Annotated in this window: 11 protein-coding genes; 5 read left to right on the plus strand and 6 right to left on the minus strand. The window is 66.2% G+C overall.

Going from position 1 to position 12,882, the window contains the following annotated elements:
* Positions 1 to 9: 9 nt before the first annotated feature.
* Together pyrG and AC5P65_RS17340 are read right to left on the minus strand one after the other, a co-directional pair.
* The gene (pyrG, locus tag AC5P65_RS17335) at positions 10 to 1,674 is read right to left on the minus strand and encodes a CTP synthase (RefSeq protein ID WP_005416023.1); all 1,665 of its coding nucleotides are present in this window, start codon (positions 1,672 to 1,674) and stop codon (positions 10 to 12) included.
* A 400-nt stretch (positions 1,675 to 2,074) separates the two neighbouring features.
* Positions 2,075 to 2,308 carry a hypothetical protein gene (locus AC5P65_RS17340; RefSeq protein WP_019658885.1) on the minus strand — a complete coding sequence of 78 codons (234 nt, stop codon included), beginning with the start codon at positions 2,306 to 2,308 and terminating at the stop codon, positions 2,075 to 2,077.
* A 170-nt stretch (positions 2,309 to 2,478) separates the two neighbouring features.
* On the opposite strand from AC5P65_RS17340, the gene parE reads away from it, so the two are divergent.
* The 3 genes from parE (at position 2,479) to AC5P65_RS17355 (ending at position 6,707) form a co-directional block, all read left to right on the plus strand.
* Positions 2,479 to 4,368, plus strand: coding sequence for a DNA topoisomerase IV subunit B (gene parE, locus AC5P65_RS17345; RefSeq protein ID WP_019658886.1), 1,890 nt, complete (start codon positions 2,479 to 2,481; stop codon positions 4,366 to 4,368).
* 153 nt (positions 4,369 to 4,521) lie between these two features.
* Entirely contained in the window at positions 4,522 to 5,100 is a 579-nt protein-coding gene (locus AC5P65_RS17350; RefSeq protein WP_019658887.1) for a GNAT family N-acetyltransferase, read from the plus strand.
* A 110-nt stretch (positions 5,101 to 5,210) separates the two neighbouring features.
* Positions 5,211 to 6,707, plus strand: coding sequence for a S10 family peptidase (locus AC5P65_RS17355; RefSeq protein WP_180832953.1), 1,497 nt, complete (start codon positions 5,211 to 5,213; stop codon positions 6,705 to 6,707).
* A gap of 401 nt (positions 6,708 to 7,108) precedes the next feature.
* On the opposite strand, the gene AC5P65_RS17360 is transcribed toward AC5P65_RS17355, so the two are convergent.
* Positions 7,109 to 8,230 carry an inorganic phosphate transporter gene (locus tag AC5P65_RS17360; RefSeq protein ID WP_019658889.1) on the minus strand — a complete coding sequence of 374 codons (1,122 nt, stop codon included), beginning with the start codon at positions 8,228 to 8,230 and terminating at the stop codon, positions 7,109 to 7,111.
* A gap of 13 nt (positions 8,231 to 8,243) precedes the next feature.
* Positions 8,244 to 8,870, minus strand: coding sequence for a DUF47 domain-containing protein (locus AC5P65_RS17365; RefSeq protein ID WP_004152833.1), 627 nt, complete (start codon positions 8,868 to 8,870; stop codon positions 8,244 to 8,246).
* Between the two features lie 292 nt (positions 8,871 to 9,162).
* Here AC5P65_RS17365 and AC5P65_RS17370 point away from each other — a divergent pair, with 292 nt between their 5' ends.
* Positions 9,163 to 10,467 carry a hemolysin family protein gene (locus AC5P65_RS17370; RefSeq protein ID WP_005416017.1) on the plus strand — a complete coding sequence of 435 codons (1,305 nt, stop codon included), beginning with the start codon at positions 9,163 to 9,165 and terminating at the stop codon, positions 10,465 to 10,467.
* Positions 10,451 to 11,110, plus strand: a complete 660-nt coding sequence (locus AC5P65_RS17375; protein WP_021204405.1) for an exopolysaccharide biosynthesis protein — start codon at positions 10,451 to 10,453, stop codon at positions 11,108 to 11,110. The genes AC5P65_RS17370 and AC5P65_RS17375 overlap by 17 nt, the downstream gene beginning before the upstream one ends.
* A 92-nt stretch (positions 11,111 to 11,202) precedes the next feature.
* On the opposite strand, the gene AC5P65_RS17380 is transcribed toward AC5P65_RS17375, so the two are convergent.
* Both AC5P65_RS17380 and AC5P65_RS17385 read right to left on the minus strand, forming a co-directional pair.
* Complete coding sequence (locus AC5P65_RS17380) at positions 11,203 to 11,700, minus strand: pyridoxamine 5'-phosphate oxidase family protein (RefSeq protein WP_021204404.1); 498 nt, start codon at positions 11,698 to 11,700, stop codon at positions 11,203 to 11,205.
* A gap of 69 nt (positions 11,701 to 11,769) precedes the next feature.
* Positions 11,770 to 12,765 (minus strand): LLM class flavin-dependent oxidoreductase, encoded by a 996-nt coding sequence (locus AC5P65_RS17385; RefSeq protein WP_111097733.1) that lies wholly within the window; start codon positions 12,763 to 12,765, stop codon positions 11,770 to 11,772.
* Positions 12,766 to 12,882 lie beyond the last annotated feature (117 nt).

Here is a 12,882-nt window from a genome sequence, read left to right on the forward strand (position 1 = left end):
ATTCACAAGTCAGGCGCGCGCTTCGGAAAGCAGCTTGCCGCCGGCCTTGCGCTCGCGCGCGGCACGGATGAAACCGATGAACAGCGGGTGGCCGTCACGCGGCGTGGACAGGAATTCCGGGTGCGCCTGGCAGGCCAGGAACCACGGGTGGGCATCGCGCGGCAGCTCGACCACTTCCACCAGGGTGTCGTCCATCGACTTGCCGGCGATCACCAGGCCCGCATCTTCCAGCTGGGTGCGGTAACGGTTGTTGAACTCGTAGCGGTGGCGGTGGCGCTCGGCGACCACGTCCTTGCCGTACAGCTCGCGGGCCAGCGTGCCCGGCTTCAGGCGTTGTTCCTGCAGGCCCAGGCGCATGGTGCCGCCGAGGTCGCTCTTGTCGTCACGCTTCTCGACATCGCCGCTGGCGGTGCGCCATTCGGTGATCAGGCCGATCACCGGGTTCGGCGACTGGCGGTCGTTCTCGGTGCTGTTGGCACCTTCCAGGCCGACCACGTTGCGCGCGTAGTCGACCACGGCCGCCTGCATGCCGTAGCAGATGCCGAAGTACGGCACCTGCTGCTCGCGGGCGAACTTCGAGGTCAGCACCTTGCCTTCGAAACCACGGTCACCGAAGCCACCCGGCACCAGGATGCCGTCGACATCGGCCAGTGCAGCCATGTCGGTGCCTTCCAGGTCCTGTGCTTCCAGCCACTTCAGGTTGACCTTGGTGCGCTGGCGCAGGCCGCCGTGCTTCAGTGCTTCGCCGACCGACTTGTAGGCATCCTGGTGGTCGACGTACTTGCCGACCACGGCGATGGTCACTTCATCCAGCGGGTGCAGGGTCGCGTCGACCGCGTCTTCCCACATCGAAAGATCGACCGGACCGGCCTTGTCGGCCAGCTTCAGCTGGTTCACCACGATTTCGTCCAGGCCCTGTGCATGCAGGCCCGACGGAATGCGGTACAGCACGTCGACGTCCGGCACGCTGATCACTGCACGCTCGGAGACGTTGGTGAACTGGGCGATCTTGCGGCGCTCCGAATCCGGCACCGCCTGTTCTGAACGGCACAACAGCACGTCCGGCTGGATGCCGATCGAGCGCAGTTCCTTCACCGAGTGCTGGGTCGGCTTGGTCTTCAGCTCACCGGCGGCACCGATGTACGGCACCAGGGTGAGGTGCATGAACAGCGCCTTCTCCGGGCCGCGCTCGGTGCGCACCTGGCGGATCGCTTCCAGGAACGGCAGCGACTCGATGTCGCCCACGGTGCCGCCGATCTCGACCAGTGCCACGTCGTAGCCTTCGGTGGCTTCGTCGATGCAGCGACGGATCTCGTCGGTGATGTGCGGAATGACCTGCACGGTCGCGCCCAGGTAGTCGCCGCGGCGCTCCTTGCGGATCACGTTCTCGTAGATGCGCCCGGTGGTGACCGAGTTCTTGCGGCTGAGGCGGGTGCGCACGAAGCGCTCGTAGTGGCCCAGGTCGAGGTCGGTCTCCGCGCCGTCGTCGGTGACGTAGACCTCACCGTGCTGGAACGGGCTCATGGTGCCCGGGTCGACGTTGATGTACGGGTCGAGCTTCATCATCGTGACCTTCAGGCCACGGGCTTCAAGAATGGCGGCCAGCGACGCGGCGGCAATGCCTTTGCCGAGCGAGGACACCACGCCGCCGGTTACGAAAATCAAGGGAGTCATGGCTGCAAGCATCCTGTCTGGAAATGGAAAACGGCAGCACCACGCGCACCCGGTGGGCGGGCATGGTGCTCAGAGGGGGTTTTCCGGTTCGCTGAGGCAGCGAGGGAGGTGCGGATCCGTGCGGCGGCAGGCGCCGGACCGGAACCATCGTGCGAGGTCGGGGCGGCCGTGCCGGCCAAATCGACCGTCACCTGCGACCCGCCATGCTGGAAGCCACGCTTGGCCGCTCCAGCCCATTCGCAAATGGTGGACACGCACTTACTCCCGGAAAGCCATAGTTTACAGATTGATGGCCGCCAACCCAAGGGGCAGACGCCACGTTCCCAAAAAGAAACGCCCCGCTGAGCGGGGCGTTCCGGTGCGCAACCCTTGTCGCAAGGGCGCCTGGCAGGCTGCAGGATCAGCGCTTCTTGCGCGCTTCCTCTTCCTCTTCCTGCTGCGGGGCCGGCTGGCCCTGCGCCTTCATCTGGGCATTGGCCTGGGCCCGGCGCTTGGCCTTTGCATCGGCCTCGGCCTGGGCCTTGTCGGCCTGATCACCCTGTTGCGGGGCCGACTGGCCGGCGTTCTGCGCCACCACCAGCGGCACTGCAACGGCGGCAGCGGCCAGGATCGCAATGGTCAGCAACTTCTTCATGGAGTCCTCCTCGCGGTATGGCTTGGACGTTCTGATCCAACGGAGCGCCGGCGTTCAGATTCCAGCGGCTGCCATTTTACCCCCTCTGCGTCGCCGAGACTGAACCGCAGGCGTGCAAAATCCCGTGCCAGACCCCACACTTGCCCGTCGCTCCAAGCTTTCGAAGACAGATGAACGCCCGCTATAACGCCGCCGATATTGAAGTCCTGTCCGGCCTTGACCCGGTCAAGCGCCGTCCCGGCATGTATACCGACACCGCGCGCCCGAACCACCTGGCGCAGGAAGTGATCGACAACTCGGTGGACGAGGCCCTCGCCGGCCACGCCCGCTCGATCGAGATCACCCTGTACAAGGACGGCAGCGTGGAGGTCAGCGATGACGGCCGCGGCATGCCGGTGGACATCCATCCGGAAGAGAAGATCCCGGGCGTCGAGCTGATCCTCACCCGCCTGCATGCCGGCGGCAAGTTCAGCAACAACAACTACACCTTCTCCGGTGGTCTGCACGGCGTCGGCGTCAGCGTGGTCAACGCGCTGTCGACCCTGGTGGAAGTGCACATCAAGCGCGACGGTGCCGAACACCGCATCACCTTCCGCAATGGCGACCGCGCCACACCGCTGGAAGTAGTTGGCAGCGTCGGCAAGAAGAACACCGGTACCCGCGTGCGCTTCTGGCCGGACCCGAAGTACTTCGATACGCCGAAGTTCGCGGTGCGCGCGCTCAAGCACCTGCTGCGCGCCAAGGCCGTGCTGTGCCCGGGCCTGACCGTGAAGCTGACCGATGAAGCCACCGGTGAAGTCGATACCTGGTACTACGAAGACGGCCTGCGCGATTACCTGAAGCTGGAGCTGGGTGATCGCGAGATGCTGCCGGCCGAGCTGTTCGTCGGCAGCCTGAAGAAGGACACCGAGGTCGTGGACTGGGCAGTGGCCTGGCTGCCGGAAGGCGAGCTGGTGCAGGAAAGCTACGTCAACCTGATCCCCACCGCCCAGCACGGCACCCATGTCAACGGCCTGCGTACCGGCCTGACCGAGGCGCTGCGCGAGTTCTGCGACTTCCGCAACCTGCTGCCGCGTGGCGTCAAGCTGGCCCCGGAAGACGTGTGGGACCGCGTGTCGTTCGTGCTGTCGCTGAAGATGACCGACCCGCAGTTCAGCGGCCAGACCAAGGAACGCCTGTCCTCACGCCAGGCGGCCGGCTTCATCGAAGGTGCCGCCCATGATGCCTTCAGCCTGCTGCTCAACCAGAACGTGGAGCTGGGCGAGAAGATCGCGCAGATCGCCATCGAGCGCGCCAGCGCCCGTCTGAAGACCGAAAAGCTGGTCGTCCGCAAGAAGGTCACCCAGGGCCCGGCCCTGCCCGGCAAGCTGGCCGACTGCATCAGCCAGGACCTGTCGCGCACCGAGCTGTTCCTGGTGGAAGGTGATTCGGCAGGCGGCAGCGCCAAGCAGGCCCGCGACAAGGATTTCCAGGCCATCATGCCGTTGCGCGGCAAGATCCTGAACACCTGGGAGGTTTCCTCCAACAGCGTGCTGGCCTCGGAAGAAGTGCACAACCTGGCGATCGCGATCGGCTGCGACCCGGGCAAGGACGACATCAGCGGCCTGCGCTACGGCAAGGTCATCATCCTGGCCGACGCGGACTCCGACGGCCTGCACATCGCAACACTGCTGACCGCGCTGTTCCTCAGGCACTTCCCTGCGCTGGTCGATGCCGGCCACGTGTTCGTGGCCATGCCGCCACTGTTCCGCATCGACGTGGGCAAGCAGGTGTTCTATGCCTTGGACGAGGAAGAAAAGCGCTCGATGCTGGACAAGATCGAACGCGAGAAGATCAAGGGCGCCATCAACGTGACCCGCTTCAAGGGCCTGGGCGAGATGAACCCGCCTCAGCTGCGTGAATCGACCATCCACCCCGATACGCGCCGGCTGGTGCAGCTGACCGTGGACGATCGCGAGCAGACAAGCTCGCTGATGGACATGCTGCTGGCCAAGAAGCGCGCCTCCGACCGCAAGGGCTGGCTGGAGTCGAAGGGCGACCTGGCTTCGCTGGAAGTCTGACTCCCGCAGCCCTCCTGTAGAGCCGAGCCCACGCTCGGCTGCATTCCGCGCCGTGCCGGGCAGCCGAGCATCGGCTCGGCTCTACAGAGATCCCACCCCCATCGGCAAACCCGGCGGCGCCATAATGCGCGTCCATCCGTGTGGACCAATGTATTGGCCAGCCACTCCCTGCTGTTTCCCGGCCTGCCGCTGCACAGCGCGCGCCTCGTCCTGAGCCCGATCCGCCGCGACGATGCGGCCGCCCTGTTCGCAATCCAGTCCGATCCGGACGTGATGCGGTTCTGGAACCATCCTGCATGGACACGACCGTCCGAGGCACGCGCGCAGATCGACGATGACCTGGCGGCACAGGCCACCGGCACCCAGCTCAAGCTGGCCGTGCGCGAAACGCTGGACGGCCCGTTGCTGGGCATCTGCGTGGTGTTTGCGTTGGACCGCGATGCGGCACGCGCCGAGATCGGCTACCTGCTGGCACCGGATCGCCAGGGCCAGGGCTACATGCACGAGGCCCTGCAGCAGGTACTGGCCTACCTGTTCGGCACCCTCCACCTGCATCGCGTGGAAGCCGAGATCGACCCGCGCAACGCACCCTCCGCGCACGTGCTCGAACGCCTGGGCTTCCGCCGCGAGGGAGTGCTGCGCCAGCGCTGGCGGATCCAGGGGGAACTGGCCGACTCGGCCGTCTATGGCCTGCTGGCCGATGACGAAGCGGCCGCCACCCTGCCCGCTTGACCCAATCTGGCCAGTAGCGGGCTCAACGCACGGCCATGCCTTTGGACACATACGACATGGGCCGCCACCGGCCTAGCATCGGAATCCCCTTCCGCTGCCCACCCGGTGCCATGAAGTCCCTGCTGCACACTGCCGCGCTCTGCGTCGGCCTGCTCATCGCCCCAGCCAGCGTGCTGGCCGCGCCTGATGCCGACGCCAAGCCCGATCCGAAAGACGACAAGACCGAGGCGTCTGCGTTGCCCGCAGACGCCTCAGCCCGCCAGAGCATGCGCCTGGCCGGCCGCACCCTGGACTACACCGCCACCGTCGGCACCCTGCCGGTACGCGATGCCAAGGGCAAGGTGATCGCCGATGTGGTGTTCACCGCCTATACGATGCCGGGTAAGGACCGGCCGGTGACCTTCGCGCTCAATGGCGGTCCCGGCGCGTCGTCGGTGTACCTCAACATGGGCGCGATCGGACCCAAGGTGGTGACCTTCGGCTCCGAGGGTGACAGCGCGTCGGCGCCGGCGACCCTGCACGACAACCCCGGCACCTGGCTGGACTTCACCGACCTGGTGTTCATCGATCCGGTCGGCACCGGCTTCAGCCGCGCGCGGATCGGCGACGATGAAGCGAAGAAGGCACTGTACAACCCCAGCGCCGACATCGAATACCTGTCACGCTCGATCTACGACTGGCTGCTGCGCAACCAGCGCATGGCGTCGCGCAAGTACCTGACTGGCGAGAGCTACGGCGGCTATCGCGGCCCGCGCATCACCCACTACCTGCAGACCCGGCTGGGCGTGGCGATGAACGGCCTGGTACTGGTCTCGCCGTACCTGAGCCCGACCCTGGAAGACAACGCCGATGTCTCGCCGATGGCGTGGATGCAGACCCTGCCGTCGATCGCCGCCGCGCACCTGGAGCGCCAGGGCAAACTGACCGATGCAGCGATGCGCGAAGTAGTGGAATACACCCGTGGCGACTACGCCACCGCCTTGATGAAAGGCCGTAGCGATCCGCAGGCAACCGAGGCGATGCTGCGCCGGGTGACCGAACTGACCGGCCTGGAGCCGCAGTTCGTGCGCCGTGCCGGTGGCCGCCTGGAAACGCAGGCCTACCTGCGCGAAGTATTCCGCGACAAGGGCACGCTGGGCAGCCGTTACGACTCCAACGTGACCGCGTTCGATCCATTCCCGAACGATCCGGAGCAGCGCGCCAACGATCCGCTGCTGGACAGCATCATCGCGCCGACCACCACGGCGATGGTCGACTTCGTGACGCGCGTGGTCGGCTGGAAGGTGGATGCGCGGTACCAGGCGCTGAACTACGACGTGAACCGGCTGTGGGACCGCAATGGCGAGCTGCGCGATGGCGCGGTGACCCAGCTGCGCCAGGCCGTGGCGATCGACCCGCACCTGCAGGTGCTGATCGTGCATGGCTGGAACGACCTGTCGTGCCCGTTCATGGGTTCGATCCTGACCGTGGACCAGATGCCGACGATGGGCAGCAATCCGGACCGGGTGCAGGTGCGCAGTTATCCGGGCGGGCACATGTTCTACAGCCGGGCCGACAGCCAGGCGGCGTTCCGGAATGATGTGAAGGCGCTGTTCCAGCGTAATTGATGGGTGGTGGCGGCCGGGCCTGCGGCCCGGCACCCGCTGGATCAACTGCAACTGCAGCTGCGACTGCAAAGGCCTGGATTCCGTGGGATGGCGGGGTGGGATGGGCAGGCGGGGGACGGCAAAAACTGCTCCTGCGTGCCTCGTAGAGCGCCATCCATGGCGCTCTGCGCCCCCGCCTGCCCACCCCACCCCGCCTTCGACAGTTTCCGGGCGCTGTTGGTAGGTGCCGACCGTTGGTCGGCACGGGGGTGGATCCCGTTGTTTGGCAACGGGCTCTGACCCTGGTTCTGCTCTGGTAGGTGTCGACCTTGGTCGACACGTTGTATGCGGAAAAATTCTTTGCCCATGAAAAAGCCCGCCTGATATGGCGGGCTTTTTCGTTTGCAACCCTGGCGTGGCGATCAGGTCCAGCCGAACAGTTCGAACAGCTTCAGGATCAGGTACGCACACCCGCCGGCCGCCGGGATGGTCAGGATCCAGGCCCAGACGATGCGCTCGATCACGCCGAACTTCAGCGAACGCGGGTTCTTGGCGAAGCCGACACCCATGATCGCGGTGGAGATGCTGTGCGTGGTCGAGACCGGCATGCCGAAGTGGGCCGCCAGGGTCAGGATGGTGGCCGAGCTGGTCTCCGCGGCGAAGCCGTGGATCGGGTGCAGCTTGACCATCTTGTGGCCCAGGGTCTTGATGATTTTCCAGCCACCCGAAGCGGTACCGGCCGCCATCACCACCGCGCAGGTCAGCACGATCCACATGGCGATGCCGTCACCGGCGTGCGCGTCCGGGTGCATGAAGGCCAGCCAGGACGGGAGATCGTTCAGTGCGCCGGTGGCTTCGGCACCAATCAGGGTCATCGCGATGATGCCCATGGTCTTCTGCGCGTCGTTGTGGCCGTGGGCGAAGCCCATGTAGGCCGCCGAGGCGATCTGCGCCTTGCCGAAGAAGGCATTGACGATGCGCGGGCGGGCCAGGCGGCCGATGGCGCCACCGACCTTGGCCAGGCCGGCGATCAGCGCCCACAGCAGCACCATCACCACAATGCCGAGCAGGAAGCCGGCGATCGGCGAGGTGATCATCGGCACGAACACCTTCCACAGCAGGCCCTTGTTCTGCGCCCAGCTGCCCAGGCGCTCGGACCAGATCAGGGCATCCCAGTTGTTGTGGGCCGCAGCCAGGCCGGCGCCGCAGAGGCCGCCGATCAGCGCGTGCGAGGACGAGGACGGCAGTCCCTTCCACCAGGTGATCAGGTTCCAGATGATGCCGCCCAGCAGCGCGCACAGGATCACCTGCGGGGTGACTTCCACCACGTTGGTGTTGAGCAGGCCCGAGGCGATGGTCAGCGCCACCGCCGTACCGGTCAGCGCACCGATGAGGTTCATGAAGGCGGCCAGCATCACCGCCCAGCCGGGCGAGAGCACCTTGGTCGCCACTACGGTGGCAATGGAATTGGCAGTGTCGTGGAAGCCGTTGATGAACTCGAAGACGAGCGCGGCCAGGATCACTACCAGGACAAGGGTCAACATGCGGCGGCGTCCGTCAGCTGTTCTTCAACACGATCTGGTACGCCACCACGCCAGCCTCGCGGCAACGGTCGATGGCCTTTTCCAGGATCTCGAAGAATTCCTTCAGCAGGAACATCTGCAGGTTGTCCAGGCGACCGGAGTAGATGTCGCGGTACAGCTCAAGCATCAGGCGGTCGGCCTCGTTCTCCAGCGAGCGCAGCTTCTCGTTCAGCGCGGTCATCCGGTCCAGGTTCATGTGGCGCAGGTCGGCCACCATCTCCACCACCACGCCGGCGGCCTGCTCCAGCATCGCCGCGCGCGGCGCGAAGTCGATGTGCTCCAGGTGGGTCGTGGCCAGCGAATAGCGATCGGCGAACTTCTCGATCTGCTTTGGAATCTTGTACAGGGCCGAACCCAGCGCTTCGATGTCTTCGCGCTCGATGGGGGTCATGAAGCTGTCCACCAGCGCCTGGCTGATCTTGTCCGAGGCCGCGCGTTCGCGCAGGCGGGCCAGCTTGAAGGCGTCCAGCGCGGGCTGGCGGTCGGCCTCGCGCAGCATGGAATGCAGCGCCTTGGCGGCATCGGAAGCCGCGACAGCAGCCTCATCGAGCAGGGTGTAGAACTGTTTGCCGGAACCGAAAATGGTCTGCAGAGAGAACATTGAGAAACCTGTCAGCCGTCGCGGGAAGGACGGCACCAGAGCGAATTATGACGGCTAGATGACCATCACGGGTATCCCCGCGCCCTTTCCGGGCTCTGGGAGCCCCAACCTGAACAGGCGGTTGCCACCCTGCCACGCCCCTTTGCTAAGATGCCAGCGCGCCTTCAGGCGCACCTTATGGACGACGACCCTTATCCCCCTGCGCCGCGCCGGACCCCGTTCCTGAGCGCCTGCCGCCATCGCAAGCACCCGCCCTCCCTGCCACCAACCGGGGACGACGCCCGTGTTTGAAATGATCCTGATTGTCTTCGCGCTGGTTCTGCTGAACGGCTTCTTCGCCATGTCCGAGATGTCGGTCATGACCTCGCGCAAGAGCCGCCTGAAGCAGATGGCCGCCACCTCCAAGCGCGCCGCCAAGGCGCTGGAGCTGTCGGAGAAGCCGGAGAGCTTCCTGTCCACCGTGCAGATCGGCATCACCGTGATCGGCGTACTCACCGGCTACCTCGGTGGTGATGCGATCGGCGACGCGATCGCCGGCTGGCTGCAGGGCCTGATGCCCGGCTTTGCGTACGCGCGCGAAGTAGGCACCGCCCTGGCGGTCTCGCTGATCACCTTCATCACGCTGATCTTCGGCGAACTGGTGCCCAAGCGCCTGGCCCTGACACGTTCCGAGGCCATTGCCGGCCTGGTCGCGATGCCGATGAGCTGGCTGGCCAGGCTCGCCCTGCCCTTCGTCTGGCTCCTGTCCAAGACTACCCAGCTGGTGCTGAAGGTGCTGGGCCTGGGCAAGGACGAGGCCGCGCAGGTGACTGAAGAAGAGATCCGGATGCTGGTGGCCGAGAGCCACGAGGCCGGCGTGATCGACGCCCACGAGCGCGACATGATGAACCGCGTCATGCGCCTGGGCGACCGCACCGCCGACAGCCTGATGACGCCGCGCAACCGCATCGCCTGGCTCGACACCCAGGCCGGGCTGGAGCGCAATCTGGACATCATGGCCGAGCACGAGTTCTCCCGTTACCCGGTGTACCGCGACAACGACATGGACGTGGTCGGCGTGCTGGAGCTGAAATCGCTGGCCACGCGCATGGCGCGCGGCGACAACGCGCTGTTCCAGACCCTGCGCGAACCGCTGTACGTCTCCGAATCGACCCACGCGATGAAGCTGCTGGAGATCTTCCGCGAGGAACAGCAGTCGATGGCGCTGGTGGTGGACGAGTACGGCGAGATCCAGGGCCTGGTGACCATCAGCGACCTGATGGGCGCCGTGGTCGGCCGCCTGCAGGCGGTCGAGAATGCCGACGAGGATGCCCTGGTGGTGACCCGCGAGGACGGCTCGCTGCTGGTGGACGGCTCGCTGCCGATCGAAGACCTGCGCGAGCTGATCGGAAGCAACGACCTGCCCGATGCCGAGGACGGCGATTACTACACGCTGGCCGGCATGTGCATCCACTACTTCGGCCGCATCCCGCACGCAGGCGAGTACTTCGACTGGGCCGGCTGGCGCTTCGAGGTGGTCGACCTGGACGGTGCGCGGGTGGACAAGCTGCTGCTGCGCACGTTGTCCGACGAGCAGGCCGATGAGCTCACCGCCTGAGACCGGCCAGGGCCAAGGCGCTCAGCGCGCGGCCTACCGCAACGAGGGCATCCGCACCCTGCTGGAGATGTTCGCCTCCGGCGATCCCGCCGAGCACATGCCGCTCGGCCAGATCCTCAGCAACCTGCAGCAGAGCGCGTTCGGCGTGTTCCTGTTCGTGGCGATCCTGCCCTCGTTCATCCCGATCCCGGGCATGGGGGGTGCGGTCAGCGGCCCACTGGTGGTCCTGATCGGCCTGCAGATGCTGTGTTGCCTGCGCCGCCCCTGGCTGCCCGGTTTCATTGCCCGACGCGGGCCGAAGCGCGGCACCATGCACCGCTTCCTGGACCGTATCGATCGCCCGTTGCGGCGGCTGGACAGGATGCTGAAGCCACGCCTGCCGCAGCTGCTGACACCGCTGCCCGCACACGCGTTCACTGGCCTGCTGCTGGTGTTGCTGGGCCTGCTGCTGTCGTTGCCGATTCCGTTCACCAACTTCCTGTTCGGCTTCCAGCTGCTGCTGTTCTCGCTGGCGCTGCTGGAACGCGATGGTGCGCTGATGCTGTTCAACTGGATCGCCGCACTGGTGGCGATCGCGTTCTTCGGCTTCAGTTCGGGGCAGCTGGTGGGCTATACAGTGGAGCTGTTCCAGCGCTGGTTCTGAAGCGGCATCCGGTAGAGCCGGGCGCTGGCCGGCTGCCACGTTTCCAGGGTTGCCGGCCAGCGGCCGGCACTACCAATACCGGACATCGGTCATCACCGAAGATCGATGAAGCCGTTGTCGGCCAGCGCCGCCGGTTCGTCCTGCACCGCCGACAGCACGAAGCTCAATGCCTTGCCCAGCAGCGTGCCCGGGCCATCCCAGTATTCGGCGCTCTCGGCGCGCACGTGGATCAGGCGCAGGTTCGGATCGTCCTTGCCACCCGGGAAGAACAGTTTCATCGCCGGCGACCACAGCTCCTCGATCTTCGCGCGGTCATCGACGACGCGGGCACGCCCGGCCACCGAGACATAGGTGTTGTTCGAGGGCGAGGCATACGCCACGTTGACCCGCGGGTCGAGCGCGATCTCGGCCACCTTCGGGCTGTCGCCGGTGATCACGAACCACAGGTCGCCGTCAAAGGCGACCTGCTGGGTGGCCAGCGGCCGACTGTAGAGCCGTCCGTCGACGCCGGTGGTGGTGAACATGGCCACCTCCACATCCTTGATCAGTTCGGCCAGCTGGTTGACGTGTTCGGCACGGGTGTCGGCCATGTGGGGGACTCCATCGGAATGAGCCCCCATCAGACCGGGCACGGCCGCAACAGCCCGTGACGCAATTGTTCAGCCCGCGTGGCGGGCGTGCCAGGCCTGCATGGTCAGTTCGAACGAGCGCAAGCGCGCGCGGTGGTCGTACAGGTTGGCGGTGAGCATCAGCTCGTCGGGCCTGTGCCGTTCGACAAACGCGGCGATGCCCTCCCCGACCTGCTGCGGATCGCCCAGCACGGTGCAGGCCAGCGCCCGCTCCACCCCCAGTTTTTCGTGCGGCTCCCAGAAGGACTCGATGTCGTCGATCGGTGCCGGAATCTTGCCCGGCCGGCCACGACGCAGGTTGACGAAACTCTGCTGCTGGCTGGTGAAAAGGCGGCGCGACTCCGCCTCGCTGTCGCTGGCAACGACGTTCAGGGCCAGCATCGCGTGCGGCTGCTTCAGCGTCGCCGAGGGGCGGAACTCGCGGCGGTAGACAGCAAGGGCTTCGTCCATCGCGTCGGGTGCGAAGTGCGAGGCGAACGCATACGGCAGGCCCATCGACGCGGCCATGCGCGCGCCGAACAGGCTGGAACCGAGGATCCAGGTCGGTACCCGCAGGCCGCCACCTGGAACGGCCTGCACAGCCTGCCCCGGCTGAACCGGCTCGAAGTAGTGCAGCAGCTCGCGCACGTCCTGTGGGAACTGGTCCGCGCTGTCGAAGTAGCGGCGCAATGCACGCGCGGTCGGCTGGTCAGTACCCGGTGCGCGGCCCAGGCCCAGGTCGATCCGGTCCGGATACAGCGAGGCCAGCGTGCCGAACTGCTCGGCCACCTGCAGCGGGGCATGGTTGGGCAGCATGATGCCGCCGGCACCGACCCGGATGCGAAGGGTACCGCCGGCGACATGGCCGATCAGCACGGCGGTGGCCGCACTGGCGATGCCGGGCATGTTGTGGTGTTCGGCCAGCCAGTAGCGGCGGTAGCCCAGCGCATCGCCGTGCTGGGCCAGTTCCAGCATGTTGGCAAAGGCGGTGGTGGTGTCACTGCCCTCGCAGACCGGGGCCAGGTCAAGGATCGACAACGGGATCATCAGGCGTTTTTCCGTCACAGGATCCCCATGCATGGGGACGACCCGGCGCAGCGGCCAGTGCCGGTGGCGGGATGCTGATTCCCGCAGCGCGGGTCCACGACTGACTGCGCTTGATCC

Source organism: Stenotrophomonas sp. YJH_SMC_48-3 (assembly GCF_059369375.1).